The sequence below is a fragment of the Micrococcus sp. TA1 genome (genome assembly GCF_014199555.1).
GTDB lineage: Bacteria > Actinomycetota > Actinomycetes > Actinomycetales > Micrococcaceae > Citricoccus.
In genome coordinates, this window is record NZ_JACHNW010000003.1 from 60,064 (window position 1) to 85,311 (window position 25,248).

The following is a 25,248-nucleotide window of genomic DNA, read 5'->3' on the forward strand; positions in this document are numbered from 1 at the left end:
CTGGAAGGAATGCGGGAGGGGGGTGGGGGCGGTCAGGCCTGGAGGTCCTCGGCGGCCTCTTCCTGGCGGCCGAAGACGGGGTTGTGGACCTCACCGAGGTTGATGTGCACGGCCTGCTGGTCCGTGTAGAAGTCGATGGACCGGTAACCGCCCTCATGGCCCAGACCGGAGGCCTTGACGCCGCCGAAGGGGGTGCGCAGGTCACGCACGTTGTTGGAGTTCAGCCACACCATCCCGGCCTCCACGTCCTGGGCGAAGTTGTGGGCGCGCTTGAGGTCGTTGGTCCAGATGTAGGCGGCCAGCCCGTACCTGGTGTTGTTGGCCAGGGCCAGGGCCTCCTCGTCCGTGTCGAACGGGGTGATGGCCACGACCGGGCCGAAGATCTCCTCCTGGAAGATCCGGGCGTCCGGGGCCACGTCCGCGAACACCGTGGGCTGGATGAAGTTGCCTTCGGGGAACGCCTCCGGACGCCCGCCACCGGCCGTCAGCCGGGCCTCGGACTTGCCGATCTCCACGTAGGACATGACCTTCTCGAAGTGCTCCGGGTGCACCAGGGCGCCCACCTCGGTGTACTCGTCGTGCGGCAGGCCGACCTTCACGCGCCGGGCCTGGGCGGAGTAGCGCTCGACGAACTCGTCGTAGATGCTCCGCTCGACCAGGATGCGGGAGCCGGCGGTGCAGCGCTCACCGTTGAGGGAGAAGACGCCGAAGATGGTCGCGTCGATGGCGGCGTCCAGGTCCGCGTCCGCGAAGACGACGGCCGGGGACTTGCCGCCGAGCTCCATGGAGAGCGCCTTGAGGTGGGGGGCGGCGTTGCCGAAGATGATCTGCCCGGTGCGGGACTCGCCGGTGAAGGAGATCAGCGGCACGTCCGGGTGCTTGACCAGGGAGTCACCGGCGAAGCCCTCCTCGCCGTAGCCGTGGACGATGTTGAACACGCCGGCCGGGACCCCGGCCTCCTCGAAGATGCCCGGCCACAGGGAGGCGGACAGCGGGGTGAACTCGGCGGGCTTGAGCACCACGGTGTTGCCGGTGGCCAGGGCCGGGCCCAGCTTCCAGGACTCGAGCATGAACGGGGTGTTCCACGGGGTGATGAGCCCGGCCACGCCGATCGGCTTGCGGTTGACGTAGTTGGCCTGGCGGCCCGGGACCTTGAAGGCGTCGTCGTGCTGGGCGACGATCAGGTCCGCGAAGAACCGGAAGTTCTCGGCCGCGCGCCGGGCCTGGCCCAGGGCCTGCTTGATCGGCAGGCCGGTGTCGAAGCACTCCATCTCGGCCAGGTCCTGGCCGCGGGACTCCACGATGTCCGCGACCTTGTGGAGGATGCGGGAGCGCTCGCGCGGCAGCATCGTGGGCCACGGGCCGTTCTCGAAGGCCTCCTTGGCGGCGGCGACGGCGGCGTCCACGTCCGCGACCTTGCCCGAGGCGGCCTTCAGGTAGGGCTGGTTGGTGACGGGGTTGAGCACCTCGAAGGTGTCGCCGTCGATCGAGTCGACGTGCTTGCCGTTGATGTAGTGCTGGATCTTCTCCGGCAGGTTCGCCGGGGCGAAGTCGGTGTTCGGGATGGCCTGGGTCGTCATCGTGGGGTCCTCTCGGTCGGACAGGTGGACGGCTGGGGTGGGTTCAGTGCTGGCCGGCGGACGCCATGGTGTCCATGTACGCCGCCAGGGTGTTGGCGCGGTGTTGCCGGGCGGCCGTCTCGATGTCCTGGAACGGGGCACCGGCGGCGATGAGGTCGAGCAGCTGGTCGTGCTCGGCCACGGACTGGGGTGCCCTGCCGGGCACGTGGGCGAAGGTCGAGGAGCGCAACGCGGTCAGGCGGTTCCAGCCGCGGTGCACGAGGTCGAGGATGTGCGGGTTCTGGTGGTGCTCGAACAGGGTGGAGTGGAACTCCTTGTTCAGGGCGGTGAACTCGACCGGGTCGAAGTCGTCCAGCAGGGCGCGCATCCGGGCGTTGATGTCCCGGGCCCGCTCCAGTTCCCCGGCGGTGACCAGCGGGGCGCACTGGGCCGTGGAGAAGCCCTCCACCAGCGCCAGCGTCTCCATGGTGTACCTGTACTCCTCGGGGTCGACGCCGACGACGGTCGCGCCCACGTTGCGCTCGTAGGAGACGAGGTCGTCGTGCTGGAGACGGCGGATCGCCTCCCGCACCGGCACCACGGACATCCCGAGCTCCTCGGCCAGTTGGGCCAGCACGAGCCGGCTGCCCGGGGCGAAGCGGCCCTGCTGGATGCCCTCGATCAGCGCCTGGTAGGCCCGGTCCGCCTTGGAGTGGCTCTCCGCGGGGGGCACGGTGTCCGGCGCCCCCGCCGGCGCGGCGCCCCGGAGGGTGCTCACCGGGACCGCTCCGCGTCCTGCGCGGCCCGGTACTCGGCGTAGCGCTGCTTCCACTCGGCGTTCGGCGGGAACAGCCCGTCCACCGGGTGGCCCTCGGCCACGCGGTCGAACACCCAGGCGTCCTGCAGCTCCTGCGCGTAGGCGTCCTCGACGACCTCATGCAGAAGTGCCGGCGGGATGACCACCACGCCGTCGTCGTCGCCGACGATGATGTCCCCGGACTGCACGGTGGTGCCGCCGCAGGCGATGGTGCCGCCCACCTCCCAGGGCACGTGCCGGCGGCCGAGCACGGCCGGGTGGACGCCACTGGAGTAGACCGGGATGTCCACCTCGGCGACGGCCGCGCTGTCCCGCACGCCGCCGTCGGTGATCACGGCGTTGGCGCCGCGCACCTTGGCGCGCAGGGCCAGCACGTCCCCGAGGGTGCCGGTGCCGGTCTCCCCGCGGGCCTCCATGACGACGACGTCGTCCTGCTCCACGGTGTCCATGGCCCGCTTCTGGGCGTTGAAGCCGCCGCCGAAGGCCTTGAACAGGTCCTCGCGGTTGGGGACGTAGCGCAGGGTCTTGGCGTAGCCCAGGATGCGCTGCCCGGGGTGCATGGGGCGCACGCCGTCGATCGTGGCGTTGTCGATGCCGCGCTTGCGCAACTGGGCGGTGATGGTGGCCACCGCGGTGGCGTTGATCGTGGCCTTCAGCTCCTCGGTGAGCAGTGAGCGGTCCGCCGTGGGCGCGGAGGGCACGTAGTGGAAGCCCTCCGATCCGGCCCCGGTGGCGCCCTCCGCCGCCGGGACCGGTGGCAGGCCGGCGGCCTCGCGGGAGCCCCAGGCCTCCTCCCGCTGGGTGTCGTCGACCTTCGGTCCGTGTCCGTAGGGCGCCATCGGGTGTTCCCCGGCCACCACGCGGGAGACGAGCCGTCCGGTGGAGGGCGCACCGGGCGCACCGGGGGCGTCCACCTCCACCTCGACGACGTCACCCGGCTGGGCGACCGAGGAACCGGCCGGGGTGCCGGTCAGGATGACGTCCCCGGCCTCCAGGGTCATCAGCTGGGACAGGTCCGCCACCAGCTGGCCGAAGGGGAAGACCAGGTCGGCGGTGGTGTCGTCCTGCACCAGCTCGCCGTTGACCCACGTGCGCACGCGCAGCCCGGCCGGATCGACGGCGGCGGCGGGGATGACCTCCGGGCCCAACGGGGTGTAGCCGTCTCCGGACTTGTTCTTGATGTTGGAGCCCTTGTCCGCGTGGCGCAGGTCGTACAGTCCCCAGTCGTTCGCGGCGGTGATCCCGGAGACCTTGGACCAGCCCTCCTCCGGGGAGACCCGGCGGCAGTCCTCGCCGATGACCAGGGCGATCTCGCCCTCGTAGGCCAGCAGCTCGGTGCCGGCGGGGCGTTCGATCTCGGCACCCGTGGTGGCGATGGAGGTGCCGGCCTTGAGGAAGTAACCGGGGAACTGCGGCGAGCGCCCGCGCTGGGCGATGCGCGAGGGGTAGTTCAGGTGCAGTGCGATGACCTTGCCCGGGCGGTGCCCACGGGTGGTGAAGTCCACGGGGCCGGTGGTCGGCACCGCCGTGCCCTCTGCGTTGTCTGCCATGGTGTGTTGCGCCTCCGCGGTCAGGGGGTGGTCTGCGTCGTGTGATCTGCGTCGCTCACCACAGATCGTATACGATTTTGCGCGGAGTGCAACCCTCGGGCCGGGCCGGGGCCCGGACCGGTGGGTCCTGCCGGGCGGTCAGGCCTCCGGCTGGAGGTACCAGGCCGCCGCGGCGCCGATCGCGCGGCCCAGGAGCAGCGAGAGCACGATCGCCACGAGGACGGTGAATTCCGTGGAGAGCCCGGGCAGCAGTCCGGACAGCGCGCCGATGCCCACGGAGTAGGCGGACCAGAGGATGCCCGCCCCCAGCGAGTAGAGCATGAAGGCACCCCAGGGGATGGGGGTGATGGCGCAGGCCACGTTCATGGTCAGCCGGCCCAGGGGGATGAAGCGCGAGGTCAGCACCCAGGAGACCGCGCCGTGGTCGAGGCGGTTCCGGGAGGCGTCCAGCGCCTTCCGTGCCCGGTCCCCGCGGAGCATGCGCCAGTTCGCCACGTCCCGTTGCCGCACCAGCCCGTAGGTCGCCGCGTCCCCGATCAGGGCGCCGGCCAGCATGGACACCACCAGCAGGAAGCCGTTGGGCACGTTCTCCGTGGCCGACAGCGCCCCGAGCGCGACGAAGACGGAGGTGCTCGGGACGGGCGGGAACAGCGCCGAGACGGCGACCAGCATCATCCCGAGCGGATAGACCCAGGCGGAGTCCGCAGCTCCGAGCACCTCCCGCACCGCGTCCATCGGTCCACCGGCCTCCGTCGTCGCTCGGGTGCCTGACGGCACGCCGGTCCCGACCGGGTGGCCCGGGCCACCCGGTCACCACCAGCATGCCGCCGGCCACCGGTGCGGACCAAGACCCGGAGGGAAGGAATCTGGCCGGCGGGTCAGTCCCCGGCGGCCAGCCGACCGCGCAGGCGTTCGCGCATGGCCGCGCTCGCCCGGTTCAGCCCGTTGACCTCCACGGCCTTGCCGTACCGCGCGTACTTGTCCGTGATCGCGTCCAGGCTGGCCACGGTGGAGGCGTCCCAGATGTGGGAGCGGGACAGGTCGATCACGACCCGCTCCGGGTCCTCGAGATACTCGAACTGGGTGTAGAGGTCGTTCGAGGAGGCCCAGAACAAGGCCCCGTCGACCGTGTAGGTGGCGGTCGCGCCGCCGTCGGGACCGTCCTGGACCGCCCGGTGCACGGTGACCACGTGGGCCACCCGGCGGGCGAAGAGCACCATGGCCGCCAGTACCCCCAGGCCCACCCCGACGGCCAGGTTCCCCGTGGCCACGGTCGAGACCACGGTGACGAGCATGACCGTGGTCTCGGACTTCGGCATGGCCCGCAGGGTGGAGGGCCGGATCGAGTGCCAGTCGAAGGCCGACCAGGCCACGAAGACCATCACGGCCACGAGCGCGGCCATGGGCACCACCGCCACGGCCTCCTCCAGCAGCACCGACAGCACCAGGACCATCACGCCGGCCGTGAGGGTGGACAACCGCGTCCGCGCCCCGGCGACCTTGACGTTCATCATCGTCTGCCCGATCACCGCGCAGCCGCCCATGCCCCCGAAGAGCCCGGCGAGGACGTTGGCCCCGCCCTGCCCCAGGGCCTCGCGGGTCTTGTCCGAGCGGGTGTCCGTGATGTCGTCCACCAGCTTGGCGGTCATGAGCGACTCGAGCAGCCCCACGACGGCCATGGCCAGCGCGTAGGGGGCGATCACCTCGAGCGTCTCCAGGGTGAGGGGGACGTCCGGGATGACCAGGGAGGGCAGGGCGTCCGGGAGTTCGCCCTTGTCCCCAACGGTCGGCACCGCCAGCTGCGTGGCGATCACCAGCACGGTCACGACGACGATCGAGACCAGCGGGGCCGGGACGGCGGTGGTGAGCCGGGGCAGGACGAAGATGAGGGCCAGCCCGATCGCCACCAGCACGTAGACGACCCACGGCACCCCGATCAGGTCCGGCAGCTGGGAGATGAAGACGAGGATGGCCAGGGCGTTCACGAAACCGGTCATCACGCTGCGCGGGATGAACCGCATCAGCCGCGCGACGCCGAGCAGGCCCAGCAGGACCTGGATGACCCCGGCCAGGACGGCCGTGGCCAGCAGGTACTGGACACCGTGGCTGGCCACCACCGGGGCGATCACGAGGGCCGTGGCCGCCGTGGCGGCGGAGATCATCGCCGGGCGCCCGCCGAGGAAGGCGATGGAGATGGCCATGACGGCGGTGGCGTACAGCCCTACCGTCGGGTCGACGCCGGCGATGAGCGAGAACGCGATGGCCTCCGGGATGAGGGCGAGCGCGACCACCAGCCCGGCGAGCACCTCGGTCTTCAGCCATCCCGGCCGCCGCAGCGTGGCCCACACCGACATCCGGTCCCCCGGGCGGGCCCCGGAGGGCCCCAGCGCCAGGTTCTGCCGGACCTCCGGATGGTTCGGTGCGGCGGGCTGTCCGGGGGACGTGGGCTTCTTGGATGACATGGCGGTGCCTCGGGGACGGTGCGGCGGTGGAGGTGACGGCCCCACCCTAGCCGGGGTGGTCCCGTCACCGGCGGCGTGCGCGCGCCGTCGGCGGGTGAGGGCGGCGTGCGAACACCGCGGGTGACGACAGCTCGGCCGTCCCTAGACTGGGGCCATGAGCGATCAGCCCGAGAGTGCATCAGGACGGACCAACCCGGAGACCGGCCTTCCGGTGTCCGCGCCCCAGGCCGCCTGGCCGGAACGGGTGGGCACCGGTCCCCGTCAGGTCAGCTACCGGATCACCGTGAACGCCCCCGCCACCGAGCTGTGGGCCCTGCTGGCCAATCCCCACCGGCACCACGAGGTGGACGGCTCGGAGTCGGTGCAGTACACCAGGACCGGGCCGACCCGGCTGGCGGTGGGTGACGAGTTCACGATGGCGATGCGCAAGTTCGGCCTGCCCTACACGATGAGGCTGGTGACCACCGCGTCGGACCAGGACCGCGTGGTGGAGTGGCAGCACCCGGGCGGTCACCGCTGGCGCTGGCAGTTCGAGGACCGGGGCGACGGCACCACCCTGGTCACCGAGACCTTCGACTACTCCTGGACGAGGCCGCTCGTGGCCAGGGCCTACGAACTGAGCCGGCGGCCGGCGGACAACGCGAACGGCATCCGGTCCTCGCTGACCCGGCTGGCCGGCCTGTACCTGTAGGGACGCCGGCCGTGGAGTCCACGCAGACCGGTTCCCTGATCTCCGCCGTCGCCGACGACGGCACTCCCCTCGCCGTCCAGGTCCTGGGCGCCGGTTCCGGCCCACCGGTCCTCGTCCTGCCGGGCGGGCCGTGCCGCTCGCCGGAGTACCTCGAGGACCTGGCCGGCCTGGCCGGGACCCGGACGCTGGCCGTCCTGCACCCGCGCGGGACGCCGGCCACCGGAAGCCTGTCCCGGGGCTGGTGGACGGACGCGGCCGACGTGGTGTCCGCGCTCGACGCCCTGGGCCTGGACCGGGCCGACCTGATCGCCCACTCCGCGGGGGCGCAGCTCGCGCTGGCCGCGGCCACCCGGTACCCGGGCCGCGTGCGTTCCCTCCTGCTCGTCACCCCGTCGCTGACCTGGCTCACCGACACCGAGCACGACGGCGCCGCGATCGCGGCCCGGCGCACGGAACCGGTGATCGGCCGGGCGATGGCCTCGCTGGCCGGACCCGCCCCGCGGGACGAGGCGCGGTTCCAGGCGGACTCACCGGTCCAGCGCCCCGCCGGCTACGCGCGGTGGACCCTGCGGGAGCAGGAGCATTCACCCCTCGGGTCGACCTCGCTCGCGGCCTCCGGTGCCTGGTCCCGGGACATCCCGGAGGACGCCGCGGACCGCGTCCGGCAGGCTGACCTGCCTCCCACGCTCGTCATCGGCGGCACGGAGGACATCCTCGTCGGCGATGCCCCGGTCCGTGCCGGCGCCCGCGTCCTGGGTGCCCGGCTGGAGATGATCGGGGACTGCGGCCACTATCCCTGGGTGGAGCAACCCGAGGCGTTCCGCGGGCTCGTGGACCCCTGGGTGGCGCAGGGCGTCCCCGGCCCACGCGTCGATCGACTCACGGACCGGCCCCGCCTGAGGCGGAGCCCCGCCGCCAGTCCTGACGGCCCGCACCGGGACGGGCCCCGGCGATAGCGCCGGGGCCCGTCCGGGTCAGGTGCGGGTCAACGGGACGGCTCAGTCCTCCGTGTAGTCGATGACGACGCGGCCGGCGATCTTGCCGTGGTGCATCTCGTCCAGCACCGCGTTCACCTCGGACAGCGGACGCCGCGTGTAGGTGGGGTGGATCAGCCCGCGCGCGTAGAAGTCCAGCGCCTCGACCATGTCCTGGCGGGTCCCGACGATCGAGCCGCGGATCGTCAGGCCCTTCAGGACGATGTCGAAGATCGGCGCCGGGAAGTCTCCCGGCGGCAGCCCGTTGAACACGATCGTGCCGCCGCGGCGGGCCATGGCGATCGCCTGGCCGAAGGCCTTCGGGTGGACCGCGGTCACGAGCACGCCGTGGGCCCCTCCGGTCCTCTTCAGGATCTCCTCGGCCGGTTCGGCCACGTTGGCGTTGACCAGGACCTCCGCACCGTGCTCCTGGGCCAGCGCCAGCTTGTCGTCGGCGACGTCCACGGCGACCACGCGCATCCCCATGGCCACGGCGTACTGGACGGCGATGTGCCCCAGCCCGCCGATGCCGGAGATGACCACCCACTGGCCGGGACGGACCTCGGTCTGCTTCAGGCCCTTGTAGACGGTCACCCCGGCGCACAGTACGGGACCGACCTCGTACGGATCCGCACCCTCAGGGATGATCGCCGCGAACCTCGCGTCCACCAGCATGTACTCCCCGAAGGAGCCGTCGACGGAGTAGCCGCCGTTGGTCTGGCTCTCGCACAGGGTCTCCCAGCCGGTCCGGCAGTACTCACAACTGCCGCACGCACTCGACAGCCAGGCGTTGCCGACCATCTGTCCCACGGACACGTCGGTCACCCCCTCGCCGACCTTCTCGACGATGCCGACGCCCTCGTGCCCCGGGACGAAGGGCGGGGTGGGCTGCACGGGCCAGTCACCGTCCCGGGCATGCAGGTCGGTGTGGCACACGCCGGTGGAGATCAGCTTCACCAGCGCCTGGCCGGGCCCGGGTTCCGGGATGGGCAGGTCCTTGACGGTGAGGTCCTTGCCGAACGACTCGACGACGGCGGCCTTCATCATGTTCATGGCATCCTCCTAGATGCGGGAAAAGCGGGGTGTTCCTCTGAGGGGGGTCGGGGGCCGGGCCGGGTCTAGAAGAAGCCCTGCTTGCCCTCGGCGTACGACACCAGCAGGTTCTTGGTCTGCTGGTAGTGGTCCAGCATCATCAGGTGGTTCTCCCGGCCGATGCCGGAGGACTTGTACCCGCCGAAGGCGGAGTGCGCCGGATACGCGTGGTAGTTGTTCACCCAGACCCGGCCGGCCTGGATGGCCCGCCCGGCCCGGTAGGCGGTGTTCCCGTTGCGGGACCAGACCCCGGCGCCCAGGCCGTAGAGGGTGTCGTTGGCGATGGCCATGGCGTCGTCGAAGTCCCGGAAGGTGGTCAGCGAGACCACCGGGCCGAAGATCTCCTCCTGGAAGATGCGCATGTCGTTGGTGCCGCGGAAGATGGTCGGCTGCACGTAGTAGCCGCCCGCCAGGTCCCCGTCGAGCTCGGCCGGCGACCCGCCGATCAGCACCTCGGCGCCCTCCTGGCGGCCGATGTCCAGGTAGGACTTGATCTTCTCGAGCTGGTCGTTGGAGGCCTGGGCGCCCATCATGGTCTCCGGGTCCAGCGGGTTGCCCTGCTTGATGCGCCTCGTGCGCTCGACCACGGCGTCCAGGAAGCGGTCGGCGATGGACTCCTGGACCAGCGCGCGGGACGGGCAGGTGCAGACCTCGCCCTGGTTGAGGGCGAACATGGTGAAGCCCTCCTGGGCCTTGTCCCAGTAGGCGTCGTCGGCGGACATGACGTCCTCGAAGAAGACGTTGGGGGACTTGCCGCCCAGCTCGAGGGTCACCGGGATGAGGTTCTCGGAGGCGTACTGCATGATGAGCCGGCCCGTGGTGGTCTCACCCGTGAACGCGATCTTGCGGATGCGCTTGCTGGCGGCCAGCGGCTTGCCGGCCTCCAGGCCGAACCCGTTGACGATGTTCAGCACGCCGGGAGGCAGCAGGTCCCCGATCAGCTCGGCGAGCACGAGGATGGAGGCCGGGGTCTGCTCGGCCGGCTTGAGCACCACCGCGTTGCCCGCGGCCAGCGCCGGTGCGAGCTTCCAGACGGCCATGAGGATCGGGAAGTTCCACGGGATGATCTGCCCGACCACCCCGAGCGGCTCGTGGTAGTGGTAGGCGGTGGTGTTCTCGTCCAGCTGGGACAGGCTGCCCTCCTGCGTGCGGATGGCGCTGGCGAAGTAGCGGAAGTGGTCGATCGCCAAGGGCAGGTCGGCGTTGAGCGTCTCGCGGACGGCCTTGCCGTTGTCCCAGGTCTCGGCCACCGCGAGCATCTCCAGGTTCTGCTCCATGCGGTCCGCGATCCGGTTCAGGATCAGCGCCCGTTCGGCCGGCGATGTCCGGCCCCAGGCCGGCGCGGCGGCGTGGGCGGCGTCCAGTGCCGCCTCGATGTCCTCGGGCGTGCCCCGGCCGACCTCCGTGAACACCTGTCCGGTCACCGGGGTGGGGTTCTCGAAGTACTGGCCCTTCACGGGCGGGACCCACTCGCCGCCGATGTAGTGGTCGTAGCGGGGCCTGAAGCTGACCTTGGCACCCTCGGTGCCGGGGTTCGCGTAGACGGTGGTCTCGGGATCTGCGTAGACGGTCATGTCGACTCCTCGGGGATGGAACGGGCGCTACCCTGCGCTGACTGTGACGGTACTCACAGTGAGGTTGCATCCACGTTGCATCCGCGGGGGCGCGCCCCCCGGCCGGTCAGCCGCCTGCGGTGATCCGCTCGATCGTGCTCACGGCGAGCGCACGGCGCGGTGAGTCGGCCGGCAGCATGCGCAACGCCGTCGACCACAGGTCCAGGTCCCCGGCGGCCTCCGGACGCCCCAGGTACGCCCACAACTGCTCGAGGCCGGCGTCCTGCAGCACGGCCTCGCGCAGGTCCGCGTGCAGTTCCCGCCGGATCTCCACGATGCCGGGGGCCTCGGAGCGCGGCAGCACCATCCCGACGGCGCAGCGCAGGGCCGCGTCCAGGTCGCCGCGGCGCAGCGCGTCCCGGGCCAGGCCGGCGTCCGTGCGCAACGGCCCGCTGATGCGGTACGGGCGCGAGTCGAGCCCGATGCGACCGGCGTCCGGTGCATCCCCGGCCGGACCGGTCCCGGGGGCCGGGCCCGGGGTGGACGGGCCCGTGCCGCCCTCCGCGCATCCGGCCAGCATCCGGCGCAACCGGTGCAGCTCGGCCCGCAGGGTCACGTCCTGGCCGCGCCGGCCGTAGAGCATGTCCTCGAGCGCGGCCCCGTCCAGCCCGGGGGCGTGCCAGTCCAGCAGGGTGAGGATCTCCGCGTGCCGGCCGGACACCTCACGCAGGGCGGCGCCGTCCCGCCCCAACCGGGCCGGCAGCACCCCGGTGACCCGCAGCAGCAGGTCCCGGCCCGCGTCCCCGTGCGCGGGAGCACCCGGACCGGGGTCCACGCCGCCGGTGGAGGCAGTCCCGCCGGACGCGGCGGTTCGCGCCGTCGGGCCCGCTTCGCGCGCCGCACGGCCGGGCACGACGACGGTGGATCCGGCCGCCCGGCCGGCTCCCGTCCGCTGCCACGTCAGTTCGACCGCTGAGGCCGCGGCGGCCAGCAGCGGCAGGGCCAGCGGGGAGACGGCCTCGTCCCCGCCGGTCAGGTCCAGCACGCCGAGGATCGACCCGTCCGAGGGGTCCCGCAACGGCACCGCCGAGCAGCTCCAGGGGTGGACCACCGGGTGGAAGTGCTCGGCGCGGCTGACCTGCATGGGACGCCCGGTGGCCAGGGCGGCCCCGGGGGCGGAGGTGCCCACGGACGTCTCGGACCAGTCCGCTCCCGGCACGAAGCCCATCACCTCGGCGCGCCGGGCCGCGGCCGGGTCACCCTCCACCCAGAGCAGCTGGCCCGCGGCGTTGCCCAGGGCCACGATCAGTCCGGCGTCCGTCGCCGGCTGCACCAGCAGGCGGCGCACGACGGCCAGGACCCCCGCCAGGGGGTGCTCGCTGCGGGCGTGGCGCAGGTCGTCGTCGGCGAGCACCGCGGGCGCCGCCGAGGCGTCGATCCGGGCCCGGACGGCCAGGGACCGCCTCCAGGACTGGACCACGTCCTCCCGCAGCGGTCCGCCGTCCGGCAGCGGCAGGGCGGGGAGCCCGGGCGCGGACCCGGCGCCCACCGCCGTGGCACCGGCGGCCAGGGCCGCGAGCTCGTGGTGCGCCCGCTCCACGTGCCGCTGGTAGGAGGGCGCCGCGAGCCTGGGGATCACCGAGGATCCATCAGTCGCGAGCGGATGAGGAAGCGCTTGCCCTCGGGGGCCTCCACCGAGAACCCGGACCCCCGGCCGTCGACCACGTCCAGGGTCAGGTGGGTGTGCTTCCAGTACTCGAACTGCTCGCGGCTCATCCAGAAGGGCAGTTCGGTGCCGTCGGGCAGGTCGAAGGTGCCCAGCAGGATGTCGGCGTCACCGGTGCGGAAGTCACCGTCCGGGAAGCACATCGGCGAGGAGCCGTCGCAACACCCGCCGGACTGGTGGAACATCAACGGCCCGTGGACCCGCTGGAGGGCCTGCACCAGCTCCAGCGCGGCCCGGGTCATCCCGACGCGCGAGACCTGCTCACCGGGCACCTGGGGGCGGGCGTCGAGCACGGAGGGATGGCCGGCTCCACTCGGAGCCTCCGGGGACGCGGACGTCATCGCGGTCTCCTGGGGGTAGGGGATCCCCTCACCGTATCCTTAAACGTGACCCGCGTCACGATCAGTAGCCCGCGGGTGCGCACGGGGCCACCACCGGAGGACCGGCGGGACGGCCGCGACCCACCGCGTCCCCGCACCGGTATCCCGGGCCTGACCCGGGACGACCGGGACGGGGCCGCTCAGGCGGTCCGGGCCCGGGCGCGGCGCTCGGCCGCGGCGGCGATGTCCGCCAGGTCCTGGCGCATCGCCGTCCGGGAGACGGCCACCCCCAGGGGCGCCGTGAGGGCGCCCAGCAGCTTCCGCGCACGACCGCCGTGCGCGTGCTCGCCCTGGAAGCGCATCACGAGCTGGGTCCTCGGGGAGGCATCGGCGCCTCCGGTGACCGGCCGCAGTTCGAACTCGGTGCGGTAGCGCATGCCGTGGGACTCGGCCCGCAGCTCGGTCCGCCGACCGGGCTCGACGGCCGTGACGGTCATGTCCTCGGTGGCCTCCTGGCCGAACATCACCCGGGTCTCCCGCCAGCGGGTGCCGACCTGGTAACCGGTGTCCCCGGAGAGCCGTTCCACCCCGCGTACCCCGCCGAGCACCTGCGCGGTGCCCTCGAGGTCGGTCAGCACCTCCCAGACGGCGGCGGCGGGGGCGTTGACGTGGACGACGACGGACAGTGGCTTCATGGGGACGGACCTCGGTGGACGACAGGCGGAGCGGATGGGATCACCGTACCGCTCCGCCTGCCGTGCGCTGAACCGTTCCGGCCCAGGACTGAACCGTTCGGGTTCAGTACGCCTTGACGCGCTGCTCGACGATCAGGTGGATGAGGGCGAACCGGCCCTCGTCGTCGATGGCCTTGAGCGCGGCCTCCAGGGCGCCGGGCACCTCGGAGTCCTGCTCCACCCGCACGCCGAAACCGCCGAAGGCCTCCGCGGCCTTGGCGAAATCGGGGTTCTTCAGCTGGGTGCCGGAGACGCGGCCCGGGTAGTCCCGCTCCTGGTGGGTGCGGATCGTGCCGTACTCCTGGTTGTCCATGACGATGATCAGCGGGGTGGCACCGTACTGGGCGGCGGTGGCCATCTCCTGGCCGTTCATCAGGAACTCGCCGTCCCCGGCGATGGTCACCACTCGGCGGCCCGGGTAGTTCAGGGACGCCGCCACGGCGGACGGCACCGAGTAGCCCATCGAGCCGTTGCGGGCCGAGATCATGGCCGCGTAGGAGTTGGTCGGGAAGTAGCGGTGCGCCCAGTTGGTGTGCTCACCGGCGCCCAGGGTGATCATGGCGTCCTCGGGCAGGGACTGCACCAGGTTGGCCATGAGGGTGTCCATGCGGGCCTGGCCCTCGGAGGGCTCGGCCGGCGGCAGTGCGGCGAACGCCTCCTGCTCGCAGCGCATCCGGGCGGTCCACTCCTTCCAGGAGTCCTTCACCTTGAGGTCCATGCGGACCAGGTCGCGCACGAACACGTCCGGCTTGGCCACGATCTGGTGGGAGACGGGGCCGGAGCGGCCGCGCAGGGACGGGTCGATGGTGACCAGGAAGTTCTTCTTGTCCCAGTGCTGGCGGATGGTGAAGCCGTCGGTGACGACGTCGCCCGGGACGGTGCCGACGAAGACGATGAGGTCGGTCTCCTCGAGCAGGTCATAGGTGGGCTTCGGGCGGCCGTAGCCGATCGGGCCCACGTAGGACGGCGAGTTGAAGGGCACGGTGCCCTCGGTGCGCCACTCGGCGGCGGCCGGGATGTGGTGCTCCTCCAGCCACGTGGTGAGCATCTCCGCGCCCTCGGTGGTCCAGTCGTTGCCGCCGGTGATGAACAGCGGCTTGTCCGCCTCCTGCAGCGCGTCGTGGAGCGACTTCCAGTCCTCGACGGTCATGCCGCCGGGGGCCACCGGGATGCAGGGGTGCAGCGTGGCGTCGACCTGCTCCTTGATGACGTCCTCGTGCAGGCCGACGATGACCGGGCCGGGACGGCCGGAGCTGGCGGCGAACATGGCCTCGGCGACGATCTCGGAGGCGCGGCTGGCGTGGTCGAGGGTCATCACGCGCTTGGCGCCGGACTCGAACCACATCTGCGGGTCGAACTCCTGGAACGCCTCCTTGCCGCGGTGCTCGAAGGGGATCAGGCCCACGAACAGCACCATCGCGGTGGAGTCCTGCCAGGCGGTGTGCAGGCCCACGTGGGCGTTCGCGGCACCGGGGCCGCGGGTGACCATGGCGATGCCCGGGACCGGGTTCATCTTGCCGTCGGCCTCGGCCATGTAGGCGGCCCCGCCCTCGTGGCGGCAGATCACGTTCTCGATGGAGGAGTTGTGCAGGCCGTCCAGCACGTCCAGGTAACTCTCCCCGGGCACCGAATAGACGCGCTTCACGCCGTGGGCCTCCAGCGTGTCCACGATGACGTGGCCGGCGGACTTGGTCTCGGACGTGTTCTGCTCAGTGCTCATCAAGGCTCCTTGGACTGTGTGCGGCGGCGGCACTGCCGCACCGCGACCCGGGTGTTCCCACGGGCGGGCCGGGGTGGACTCCGAGCAAAGATACCCCAGCGCACCGTACCGCCCGTCACCTGTGGCGGGATATGTCGTCAGTGGGCTGATGATCTCCCGGACCCGGCCCCGACCCGCCCCGACAGCCCCTCCGGACGGTCCCGGGCGGGCACCCTCCGCACCCCGCCGGCCACCGGCGGGGACGAATTCTGTCCTACAGGATCAACCGAAAGTACAGTGCTGAAATGTTCTCCCCCAACACCACGCGCCGTCTCACTCAGGCCGCAGCCCTTGCCAATACCGCCGCCGGTGACCACGGCGGCCAGACCCTTCCCGAACGACTCGACGAACAGCACCTGGCCGACATCCTCGCCGACGTGTCCCCCCACGCCGGCGAGGCCCGCCCCGCCGGCGCCGAGCCCTCCTCCAGCGCCACCCTGCGCTCGGTGCGCAAATTGCGGGCCGCCATCGCCGGCATCTGGCACGATGCCGCCGCCGAGGACGCCGGGGCCGCCCTGGCGGGCATCAACCACCTGCTCTCCGCCGCCGGCCCCGTGCAGCTGATCCTGCCCGGAGGGCCCGACGGCGAGAGGCCGGGCACCGCGGCCACGGCGCCGCACGCGGCGGGCGGGCCGGCGGCGGGTTCCCCGGCCCGGACCCCGGCGGTCCTGGACGCCGGACGCGAGGGCGATCCCGCGGAGAAGGAGCTGTCCACCGCCTTCGCACTGGCGCTGACCGACGTGGCGCTGGCCGGGGAGCTCACCCGGCTGCGGACCTGTTCCGGGGAGGCGTGCGACAACGCCTTCGTGGACCTGACCCGCAATCGCTCCAAGCAGTTCTGCGATGAGGCCAACTGCGCCAACCGGGCCCATGTCCGTGCCTACCGGGCGCGCCGGGCGGCCGAGGCGGGGGACGAGGAGACCGGTGCGGTGTCCGCGGACCGGGCCGTGCAGCAGGACGCGGTCCGCGACAGGGCCCCGGACGGGGAGGGGACGAAGCCCGGCAAGAAGGCGAAGAAGGACAAGGGCAAGAAGAAGTCCAAGAAGCACAAGAAGTAGTGCGGGGACGCCGCGGGCACACCGCCGGGTGATGTCCGCGGCGTCGACGCCGGCCGGCGTCGGTCTCGGCGCGCAGGCGCGGAGGGCCTAACCGGCCCCGGGGCCCTCGTCGGAGGCGGCGCGACCGGCCGCCTCCTCGCGCCTGCGGCGCGCCTCGGCCTTGCGCCGGGCCACGGCCTGCTGGTGCAGTTCCTCCGAGGATCGGTGCACCCCGGAACCCTGGGACAGGTGCTCCGGGTTGTCCTTGGCGGCCAGCTGCAGCATGGCCACCACCACGAGGGACACGATGAAGAAGACGCCGAAGGCGATCAACCCGATGTCCACGCGCACCGGGTTGTCCGAGCCCCCGGAGGCGGTGAACATGGCGACCGCGCCGCCGATGACGGCCAGGGCGAAGGAGAAGACGAGCGGTCCCTTGATCGAGGCCAGGAACCCGGGCTTGCCCTCGTCCTTCCGGGCCCCGGACTGACGGGGGTCCCGGGACTGCGGGCCGGTGCTGGGCGTGCTCACGAACTGTTCTCCTGGTCTACGGGTTCCGGTACGGCGGCCGTGCGGGGCCGCGGCGCACCCGTCCATTCTACGGGGTGTAGAGAAACCTCTCGACCCAGGACCGGGAAACCGGCCCCTACCTGCGCGGGGCCCGGGGCTCGGCGGCCTCGCGGGCGGCCGGGCCGGCGTCGTGCCGGAAGCCGAAGCCGGAGATGGCCAGGAGCACGGCGATGACGATGGCCCCGCCGCCGACGATGCCGAGCATCCCGTGCGGGTCCAGGTGCAGGAAGATCAGCAGGCCGATGCCGGACAGGATGCCGACGCCGCCCGTGTAGAGCTGGTCGCGCGCGGGCACGAACTCCCTGCGGTACCGCGCCCAGGCCACCACCTCGGCGAGGCCGGACCCGATGAGCGCGACCGCGGCGATCAGGCCGGCGACGAACGCCGTGCCGGCGAAGAGCAGGGCGATCGCGCCGACCATGAACACGGCCGCGGCGATGGACAGCGGACCGCGCATGCCCTCGGGTACGGGCTCGCGGCGCAGGTACTCCCACAGCCCCGAGCCGGAGAACACGAAGTACGCGGCCAGGCCGTACTTCAGTACGCCCAGCCCCGGCTCCTGCAGGAAGATGGTGGTCAGGCCGAAGATCGCGGCGATGAGGGCGCGCACGAGGATCGGCTTCCACATGATCGCGGCGGTCTCGACGGGGGCTTTTGCGGCAGGCACCCGTCCATTCTAGGCCGGGTGCCGGAACGGGCCGGCCGTGGCCGGTCCGCCCTCAGTGCTCGCCGGTGCGCATCCACGCGTCGGAACGCGCCCGCAGCCCGAGCGTCACGGCGCGGGCTCCCATGAAGACCCCCGCGAAACCGGCCCACAGCAGCGCGAGCTGGACGCCGGCACCGGGGGCCTGGCCACCCTGCGCCGCACCCGAGGCGAGCCACGCCAGTCCGGCGAGCGCGGGCAGGTACACCACCAGGTTCACGACGCCGGCCAGGGCCAGGTAGCGGGCGTCGCCGGCCCCGATGAGCACGCCGTCCAGGACGAACACGAACCCGCTGACCGGCTGCGACGCCGCGAGCACCAGCAGGCCCGCGGTGGCCGCGGCCCGCACCGCCGGATCCGGCGTGAACAACGGCGGCAGCGCCCAGGCCAGCACCGCCAGCAGCAGGCCGGTGACCAGCCCGAACCACAGGCTCCACCGGACCATGGTGCCGGTCAGGGCGCGCGCCTCGTCCCTGCGGCCGGCGCCCAGCTCCCGGCCGATGAGCGCCTGGGCGGCGATCGCCAGGGCGTCGAGGGCGAAGGCCAGGGTGGAGTAGACGGTGAACACGAGCTGGTGCGCGGCCAGCGTGGCCACGCCCAGTCCCGTGGCGGCCATGACGGTGGCCAGGATGGCCACCCGCAGGCTCGCGGTGCGCAACAGCAGCCAGGAGCCCACCTGCGCGGTCGCCCGCATGCCCGCCCACGACGGCGCCAGGCCGGTCCCGGCGGCACGGAACCTGGGCAGCAGGACGGCCAGGTAGACGGCGAACATCCCCCACTGCACGATCGAGGTGCCCGCCGCGGACCCCGCCACGCCCAGTCCGAGGCCGTAGACCATGAGGAAGTTCAGCCCGATGTTGAGGCCGAAGCCCACCCCGGCCACGATCAGGGGCGTCCGGGTGTCCAGCAGTCCGCGCAGGATGCCGGTGGCGGCGAGCACGCCGAGCATGGCCGGGATGCCCGGCATGGACCACTGCAGGTAGGCCACCGCGTGCTCCTGGACCGCCCCGTCCGCGCCGATCAGCCCGGCCAGCGGCGCGGCGGTGACCCAGCCGGCCACCGCCAGGGCGAGGCCGAGCAGCAGGGCCAGCCAGACGCCGTCGCGCCCGCGGTCCATGGCCGCTCGCCGGTTGCCCGCGCCCATGAAGCGGGACACCGCCGGGGTGGTCGAGTAGGCCAGGAAGATCATCAGCCCGGTCACGGTGTGCAGGATGGTGGTCCCCACCCCCACGCCGGCCAGTTGCGCCACGCCGAGGTGGCCGATGATCGCGGTGTCGGCGAGCAGGAACAGCGGCTCGGCCAGCAGGGCCCCGAAGGCAGGGACGGCCAGGGCGAGGATCTGCCGGGAGACCGGACGGGGGTCGCGCGGGGCCGCCCGGAGTCCGGGGCGCTCGGTGTCCCGGGTGGTCATGGGCCCTCGGCGGTGGTCATGGTCGCTCAGCTGACGAGCGGCAGCAGCGTGTAGGCCACCACGATCGAGACGAGGTTGTTGAACACGTGAAGGATCACCACGAAGGCCAGTGACCTGCCCGTGAGGACGTAGGTCACGCAGATGGCCGCCGCCAGGGTCAGGTAGGGGATGACCTCCACGGGGTTGAACTGGAAGCCCGTGCTGATGAAGTGGATCATCGCGAACAGCACCATGGAGATCGCCACGCAGACCCAGACGTTGATGTACCGGGAGAGCTTGCCGATCATCAGGTGCCGGAAGATGTACTCCTCCACGAGGGGTGCCATCAGCACGGTCACCAGGAGCATGGGCAGGAAGTCGACCTGGGTGGTCATCTCCTCGATGGCCAGCTGGTTGGCGCTCTTGATCGGCTCGCCGGCCGCGAACACCACGAGGGCGTTGACCATGATGCACGCGAGCCAGACGCCCGGGATGAGGCCCGCCTTCAGCCAGCCCCGGTCCCGGAAGGTCTGGAAGGACCGCACGAACGGCCGCCAGCAGGCGATGAGCACCAGCGCGGAGAGCACCGCGTAGGAGATGAGGTTCACGGCGAAGGTGAACGAGGCCGTGTTGACGGTGCCGTCCGCGTCCGTGAACCGGTCCATGAACCCCGGGACCAGGGCCACGACCGCCGCGCCGCCCAGGATGAAGATCAGCACGTACGCCAGGACCGTGGCCAGGTCCATCCACGTGAAGGGTCCCGGGTCCAGCACGATCCGCTCGCGCCGCGCCCGTCCCGGCCAGCCCGGGGGGATGCCGCCCGGTCCGCCGTGGGCCGGCTGGACACCGGACGGGGCACCCGGGACGGAGAGGGCACCGGGGGCGGACGGAGCGCCCGGCATCCCGGCGGTGCGGGGGCCGGATCCGGGGTGACCGTACCGTTGTCCCCGCTTCGGCCACCCGGGCGGGATGTCCTGCGCGGCGGACTGCGGGCCCGGCGGCGGGGCGGAATGCTGGTACTGCGGTGCCTGCCGCGGGTCCTGGGTCATGAGGCCATGCTATCGGCGGGCCCCGGGAGGTCAGGCGCTGCCGCGGGTGAAGATCGCGGCACGGACGTCGTCGTCCTCCTCGAGCCCGGCCCCGAGCGCCGAGCCGATCGTGGCCAGCCCGCCCACGAACCAGGCGAGCTTGAGGTACTGGGGGAAGTGCGCGGGGTCTCCCGTGACCTCCGCGAACACGTCGGGGTCCACCAGCAGCAGGGCGCCGGCCAGGGCCGCCGCGAACAGACCCACGTGCAGCACCACCACCCCGATCAGCACGGAGGAGACCGTGGCGATGTTGAACACGGCGACCTGCTCACGTTCGGCGCGGCGCCGCGGCCTCTCCCACAGGTTCGCGCCCACCACGAGGGACACCGTCACGGACAGGACGGCCACGGCGCCCACGAGCGCCATCTGCAGCCCGTCGTACTCCGCCGAGAGCAGCCACAGGTCGGTGGTGATGAGGGTCAGCGCGCCGGTCGCCAGGGCCGCGGACAGCGAGCGGGACAGGCTCGCGGCGAGCAGCCACGGCCGGTTGGCCCGGATGGTGCCGAGGAGCAGCCGGGCGTTCGAGGACCCCACCCGCCAGGCGAACAGTCCACCGTTCTCGGCGCCGCGGTCCTCGACGTCCGTGGCCAGCTGGCGCGCCGCGTCCACGGCGGACCGCAGCTGCTGCGGCGAGGGACCACCCTCGTCCGGGTCCAGGCCGAGGATCCGTGCGACGACGTCACGCACGGCGTCCGCGACACCCACCCCCGCCAGGTCCAGGGACACGACCCCGGCTGAGTGTGCGGGGGAGACCTGCGCGGTCAGCGAGTGCCGGCCCTGCCGCAACGGCTCCTGGCACACGCCGACCGCCAGGTCCCAGTCCCGGTCGAGCATGCGGTCCCGCGTGGACTCGAGAAGGTCCAGCGAGTCCTCGTCCTCGGAATCCCCGAGGTGTCCCCGCTCCACCTGGACCTGCCACGACAACCCCGGGTAGGCGGCTGCCAGCCCGTCCTCGAGTTCCGCGGCCAGGGTTCCCTCCTGCGCCGGAGCGGACACGTCCGCCCGGATCAGCACGCCCAACCGGACGGTGGTCCCGGGACGGGCCGAGTCCGCGTCCGGGGCGCCCGGGGCGTCCGGGGCCCGGTCCGCCGAGGCCGCTTCCCCGTCCGGTGCCCTCACCGGTCGCGGATCCCGGACTCGTCCGGCTCGGGGTCCGTCACCACGGGAACCGGACCGGTCACCACGGGAACCGGCCCGGTGCCGGCCGGGACCGTCCCCTCGCCGCTGACCGGGAGGGCGCCGGTGCCCGGCGAGAGCGCCTCCGTCTCGGCATCGAGGTCCACGCCCGCGGTGAACTGGGACATGTACAGCCGGTGGTAGGCGCCCCCGGCGGCGAGCAGCTGATCGTGGGAGCCCTGCTCCACGATGTCCCCGTGCTCCATCACCAGGATCACGTCCGCGTCGCGGATGGTGGACAGCCGGTGGGCGATGACGAACGAGGTCCGGTCGGTACGCAGCGCCGCCATGGCCTCCTGGACCAGTACCTCGGTCCGGGTGTCCACGGACGAGGTGGCCTCGTCCAGGATCAGCAGGGCGGGATCGGCCAGGAAGGCGCGGGCGATCGTGATGAGCTGGCGCTCCCCGGCGGAGACGTTGGCGCCCTCGTCCTCGATGACCGTGTCGTAGCCGTCCGGCAGGGTGTGCACGAAGCGGTCCACGAACGTGGCCCGCGCCGCGGCCACGACCTCCTCGTCCGTGGCGTCCAGCCGCCCGTACCGGATGTTCTCCCGGATGGTCCCGCCGAACAGGACGGCATCCTGCAGCACCATGCCCACCTGGCCGCGCAGCACGCTCCGCTGCAGGGAGCGGATGTCCACGCCGTCGAGGCGGATCGCGCCGGCGTCGATCTCGTAGAACCGCATGATGAGGTTCACCAGCGTGGTCTTCCCGGCACCGGTGGGCCCGACGATGGCGATGGTGTGGCCGGGCTCGGCGGTCAGGGACAGGTCCGTGATGAGCGGCTTCTCCGGGGTGTAGGAGAAGGCCACGTGGTCGAACTCGATCCGCCCGAGCACCGGCCGGGCCAGGTCCGCCGGCCGGCGCCCGGCCGGGTCCAGGGTGCCCGCGCGTTCCTGGTCGGCCAGGTCCGGGTCCTGTTCCTCGGCGTCGAGCAGCTCGAAGATCCGCTCGGCGGAGGCCACGCCGGAGATGAGCATGTTGGACATGCCCGCCACCTGGCCCAGCGGCTGGTTGAACTCCCGCGAGTACTGGATGAACGCCGTGACGGCGCCGAGGGTCATCTGGCCCGTGGCCACCCGCAGACCGCCCACCACGGCGATGCCCACGTAGCCGAGGTAGTTCACCCACTGCATGATCGGCATGATCATCCCGGAGTAGAACTGCGCCCGGAACGAGGCCTCGTAGAGCTCCTCGTTGCGCTCGTCGAAGCGGGCGCCCATGTCCTGCTGGCGGCCGAACGCCGTCACCAGCTCGTGCCCCGTGAAGGACTCCTCGATGTGGCCGTTGAGCCGGCCGGTGTTCTTCCACTGCGCGGTGAACAGCTTCTGCGACTTCGACCCGATGATCCCCACCACCACGCCGGACAACGGGAGCGCGATCAACGCGATGAGCGCCAGCTGCCAGGACAGCCAGAACATCATGATGACGATGCCGATGATCGTCAGCGCCGAGTAGACCAGGGTGGCGAACGCCTGCTGCATGGCCTGCTGGACATTGTCCACGTCATTGGTCGTCCGGGACAGCAGGTCACCGCGCTGCCGGGTGTCGAAGTAGCTCAGCGGCAGGCGGTTGACCTTGGCCTCGATGTCCTGGCGCAACCGGTAGACCACGCGCATGACGATGTCGTTCAGAACCCGCCCCTGCAGCCACATGAACAGCTGGGCCACCACGTACATGCCGAGCACGATGAGGATGAGCCGGGCCAGTTCCGCGAAGTCGATGCCCTGGCCGGGCACGAAGTCCATCCCGGACAGCATGTCCGCCGCCTGGGCCTGGCCAGTGGCGCGCAGCCCGTCGATGACCTGCTCGGCGGTCATGCCGGCCGGCATCTGGGCTGAGACCAGGCCACCGAAGATCACGTTCATCGCGTCGCCGAGGATGGCGGGGGCCCAGACGTTGAAGACCACGGCCACGACGACCAGCACCACGACCAGCGTCATGCCGGTCCGCTCGGGCCCGAAGGTGGCGAACAGGCGCTTGGCCGAGGGCCAGAACGCCTTGGCCCTGCGGGGAGCCGAGGTGCCGCCCCACTCGTCGGGTCCCACGCTGTCCTGCAGCTCGGCGATCTCCTCGTCCGTGATCGCGCCGGCGTCGCCGGCACCCTGCCCCCGGCGGTCCGTCGCGCGCAGGGCCCTCCGGCCCCTCTTCCGGTTCGCTCGGTCCGCGCTCATGCCACTTCCTCCGCACTGATCTGGGAGTCCACGATCTCCCGGTAGGTCTCCGACGTCGCGAGCAGTTCCTCATGGGTGCCGCGGCCGACGATCCGGCCCTCGTCCAGGACCAGGATCTGGTCGGCATCGGTGATGGTGGAGACGCGCTGGGCCACGATGATCGTGGTGGCCCCCCGGGTGTACCCGGTCAGGGCCTGGCGCAGCCGGGCGTCGGTCGTGACGTCGAGCGCCGAGAACGAGTCGTCGAACACGTAGACCCGGGGCCGGGCCACGAGCGCCCGGGCGATGCACAGGCGCTGGCGCTGGCCCCCGGAGACGTTGGTGCCGCCCTGGGAGATGGCGGAGTCCAGTCCGGTGCGGGCCGCCTCCCCCTCCCCCGTCGTGCGTTCCCGGACGAATTCCGTGGCCTGGGCCGTGTCCAGGGCCGCCCACAGCTCGGCGTCCGTGGCGTCTGGGTTGCCGAACCGGAGGTTGTCCGCCACGGACCCGGAGAACAGGAACGGCTTCTGGGGGACCAGCCCCACGGCCGCGGTGAGCGAGGCCCTGGCCTGCTCGGTCACCGGCACCCCGTCGATGAGGACCTCTCCACCGGTGGCGTCGTAGAGCCGGGGGATGAGGTTCACCAGCGTCGACTTGCCCGAGCCGGTGGAGCCGATGATCGCGGTCGTGCGGCCCGGCTCGGCGGTGAAGGAGATGCCGTCCAGCACGGGAGACTCCGCACCCGGGTAGGCGAAGCGGACATCGCGCAGTTCCACCCGGCCCTCCTGGCGCTCGGGCACCCTGGGGGCGACCGGTTCCCGGAGCGAGCCGGAGGTGGACAGCACCTCACCGATGCGCCGGGCACAGACGACGGCCCGCGGGAGCATCATGAACATGAAGGTGCCCATCATGACGGCCATGAGGATCTGCAGGAGGTACTGCATGAACGCGGTCAGGGCGCCGACCTCCACGAGTCCCTGGTCCACGCGCAGGCCGCCGAACCAGAGCACGGCGGCGGTGGCCAGGTGCAGGACCATGGTGATGACCGGGCCCATCAGGACGAACAGCCGGCCGATCCGGACCGAGGTGTCCGTCAGCGCGGCGTTGGCGTCCGTGAACCGCTGGGCCTCGTGGCGTTCCCGGACGAAGGCGCGGACCACGCGGATGCCCATGATCTGTTCGCGCATCACGCCGTTCACGCCGTCGATGTTGTCCTGCATCCGCTCGAACAAGGGCATGAGGGTGCGCACGAGCAGGCCGACGATGACCAGCAGCAGGGGAACCGAGACCCACACGAGCCAGGACAGGCCGGGATCCTCCTGGATCGCCATGATGATGCCGCCGATGGACATGATCGGGACCATGACCATGAAGTTCAGCGCCATGAGCACGACCATCTGCACCTGCTGGACGTCGTTCGTGCCGCGGGTGATGAGGGTGGGCGCGCCGAAGCGTCCGACCTCTTCGGCGGAGAACCCGTCCACCTGGGAGTACACGGCCTTGCGGACGTCCCGGCCGAGGGCCATCGCCACGCGGGCGCCGAACCAGACGGCGGCGATCGCCGTGGCCACCTGGACGATGGCGACGCCGAGCATCACCGCCCCGGTCCGCCAGATGTAGCCGGTATCGCCCCGGGCGATGCCGTCGTCGATGATGTCGGCGTTCAGGCTCGGCAGGTACAGCGTGGCCAGGGTGGCGGCCAGTTGCAGCACCAGGACCGCTACGACGGAGCGCCAGTAGGGCCTGCCGTAGTGCCGGACGAGTTTCCAGAGCACGGTTCACTCCCGGGTCATAGTGGGGTCCGCGAAGGATCCGCTTCGACGGACGAGGGTGGCGGGGACCGTGACGGGACCCCGTGACCGCGCGCCAGGGCCGTGACGGGGTGGCGGGAGGT

Annotated in this window: 21 protein-coding genes; 3 read left to right on the forward strand and 18 right to left on the reverse strand. The window is 71.9% G+C overall.

Translation table 11 applies throughout. The features are described 5' to 3' along the window. Positions 1 to 32: 32 nt before the first annotated feature. The 5 genes from hpaE to GGQ69_RS14020 all read right to left on the reverse strand — a co-directional run bounded on the left by hpaE (position 33) and on the right by GGQ69_RS14020 (position 6,388). On the reverse strand, positions 33 to 1,580 hold the full coding sequence (hpaE, locus tag GGQ69_RS14000) for a 5-carboxymethyl-2-hydroxymuconate semialdehyde dehydrogenase (protein WP_183529621.1): 1,548 nt from the start codon (positions 1,578 to 1,580) through the stop codon (positions 33 to 35). A 43-nt stretch (positions 1,581 to 1,623) separates the two neighbouring features. Further along, positions 1,624 to 2,337, reverse strand: a complete 714-nt coding sequence (locus GGQ69_RS14005) for a GntR family transcriptional regulator (RefSeq protein ID WP_298044544.1) — start codon at positions 2,335 to 2,337, stop codon at positions 1,624 to 1,626. Further along, a complete protein-coding gene (locus GGQ69_RS14010) occupies positions 2,334 to 3,926 on the reverse strand; it encodes a fumarylacetoacetate hydrolase family protein (protein ID WP_183529622.1) in 1,593 nt (530 codons plus the stop codon). The genes GGQ69_RS14005 and GGQ69_RS14010 overlap by 4 nt, the downstream gene beginning before the upstream one ends. 138 nt (positions 3,927 to 4,064) lie before the next feature. Continuing rightward, entirely contained in the window at positions 4,065 to 4,661 is a 597-nt protein-coding gene (locus GGQ69_RS14015) for a DedA family protein (protein WP_183529623.1), read from the reverse strand. A 143-nt stretch (positions 4,662 to 4,804) separates the two neighbouring features. Continuing rightward, positions 4,805 to 6,388, reverse strand: a complete 1,584-nt coding sequence (locus GGQ69_RS14020; protein ID WP_183529624.1) for a SulP family inorganic anion transporter — start codon at positions 6,386 to 6,388, stop codon at positions 4,805 to 4,807. Between the two features lie 154 nt (positions 6,389 to 6,542). On the opposite strand from GGQ69_RS14020, the gene GGQ69_RS14025 reads away from it, so the two are divergent. Further along, on the forward strand, positions 6,543 to 7,079 hold the full coding sequence (locus tag GGQ69_RS14025; protein WP_183529626.1) for an SRPBCC family protein: 537 nt from the start codon (positions 6,543 to 6,545) through the stop codon (positions 7,077 to 7,079). 11 nt (positions 7,080 to 7,090) lie between these two features. Beyond that, entirely contained in the window at positions 7,091 to 8,035 is a 945-nt protein-coding gene (locus GGQ69_RS14030; protein WP_183529628.1) for an alpha/beta fold hydrolase, read from the forward strand. A 42-nt stretch (positions 8,036 to 8,077) separates the two neighbouring features. Here GGQ69_RS14030 and adhP read toward each other — a convergent pair whose 3' ends face one another. The 6 genes from adhP to GGQ69_RS14060 form a co-directional block, all read right to left on the reverse strand. After that, entirely contained in the window at positions 8,078 to 9,106 is a 1,029-nt protein-coding gene (gene adhP / locus GGQ69_RS14035) for an alcohol dehydrogenase AdhP (protein ID WP_183529631.1), read from the reverse strand. Positions 9,107 to 9,171: 65 nt separating this feature from the next. Continuing rightward, positions 9,172 to 10,719, reverse strand: a complete 1,548-nt coding sequence (locus tag GGQ69_RS14040; RefSeq protein ID WP_183529633.1) for an aldehyde dehydrogenase family protein — start codon at positions 10,717 to 10,719, stop codon at positions 9,172 to 9,174. 106 nt (positions 10,720 to 10,825) lie between these two features. Next, positions 10,826 to 12,337: a GAF domain-containing protein gene (locus tag GGQ69_RS14045; RefSeq protein ID WP_183529635.1), complete on the reverse strand. Its 1,512-nt coding sequence runs from the start codon at positions 12,335 to 12,337 to the stop codon at positions 10,826 to 10,828. Beyond that, positions 12,334 to 12,765 (reverse strand): DUF779 domain-containing protein, encoded by a 432-nt coding sequence (locus GGQ69_RS14050; RefSeq protein WP_183529637.1) that lies wholly within the window; start codon positions 12,763 to 12,765, stop codon positions 12,334 to 12,336. The genes GGQ69_RS14045 and GGQ69_RS14050 overlap by 4 nt, the downstream gene beginning before the upstream one ends. A 179-nt stretch (positions 12,766 to 12,944) precedes the next feature. Next, positions 12,945 to 13,439 (reverse strand): SRPBCC family protein, encoded by a 495-nt coding sequence (locus tag GGQ69_RS14055; RefSeq protein WP_183529639.1) that lies wholly within the window; start codon positions 13,437 to 13,439, stop codon positions 12,945 to 12,947. A gap of 103 nt (positions 13,440 to 13,542) precedes the next feature. After that, positions 13,543 to 15,198, reverse strand: coding sequence for a thiamine pyrophosphate-dependent enzyme (locus GGQ69_RS14060; RefSeq protein ID WP_183529641.1), 1,656 nt, complete (start codon positions 15,196 to 15,198; stop codon positions 13,543 to 13,545). Positions 15,199 to 15,482: 284 nt separating this feature from the next. Between GGQ69_RS14060 and GGQ69_RS14065 the strand changes: the two genes are divergently transcribed. Then, a complete protein-coding gene (locus GGQ69_RS14065; RefSeq protein ID WP_183529643.1) occupies positions 15,483 to 16,295 on the forward strand; it encodes a CGNR zinc finger domain-containing protein in 813 nt (270 codons plus the stop codon). A gap of 87 nt (positions 16,296 to 16,382) precedes the next feature. Here the strand turns inward: GGQ69_RS14065 and GGQ69_RS14070 are convergent, their stop codons facing one another. From GGQ69_RS14070 to GGQ69_RS14100, 7 genes are all read right to left on the reverse strand, one after another. Further along, positions 16,383 to 16,805 (reverse strand): hypothetical protein, encoded by a 423-nt coding sequence (locus GGQ69_RS14070; RefSeq protein ID WP_183529645.1) that lies wholly within the window; start codon positions 16,803 to 16,805, stop codon positions 16,383 to 16,385. A gap of 115 nt (positions 16,806 to 16,920) precedes the next feature. Beyond that, positions 16,921 to 17,511: a hypothetical protein gene (locus GGQ69_RS14075; protein WP_141565995.1), complete on the reverse strand. Its 591-nt coding sequence runs from the start codon at positions 17,509 to 17,511 to the stop codon at positions 16,921 to 16,923. Between the two features lie 52 nt (positions 17,512 to 17,563). Beyond that, positions 17,564 to 18,958, reverse strand: coding sequence for an MATE family efflux transporter (locus tag GGQ69_RS14080; protein ID WP_183529647.1), 1,395 nt, complete (start codon positions 18,956 to 18,958; stop codon positions 17,564 to 17,566). A 26-nt stretch (positions 18,959 to 18,984) separates the two neighbouring features. Next, positions 18,985 to 19,986: a CPBP family intramembrane glutamic endopeptidase gene (locus GGQ69_RS14085; protein WP_183529649.1), complete on the reverse strand. Its 1,002-nt coding sequence runs from the start codon at positions 19,984 to 19,986 to the stop codon at positions 18,985 to 18,987. 30 nt (positions 19,987 to 20,016) lie between these two features. Continuing rightward, positions 20,017 to 21,144, reverse strand: a complete 1,128-nt coding sequence (locus GGQ69_RS14090) for a hypothetical protein (protein WP_183529651.1) — start codon at positions 21,142 to 21,144, stop codon at positions 20,017 to 20,019. Beyond that, positions 21,141 to 23,375 carry an ABC transporter ATP-binding protein gene (locus GGQ69_RS14095; protein WP_183529653.1) on the reverse strand — a complete coding sequence of 745 codons (2,235 nt, stop codon included), beginning with the start codon at positions 23,373 to 23,375 and terminating at the stop codon, positions 21,141 to 21,143. Before GGQ69_RS14095 ends, GGQ69_RS14090 begins: the two co-directional genes overlap by 4 nt. Beyond that, positions 23,372 to 25,129: an ABC transporter ATP-binding protein gene (locus GGQ69_RS14100; RefSeq protein ID WP_183529655.1), complete on the reverse strand. Its 1,758-nt coding sequence runs from the start codon at positions 25,127 to 25,129 to the stop codon at positions 23,372 to 23,374. Before GGQ69_RS14100 ends, GGQ69_RS14095 begins: the two co-directional genes overlap by 4 nt. Between the last annotated feature and the right edge of the window lie 119 nt (positions 25,130 to 25,248).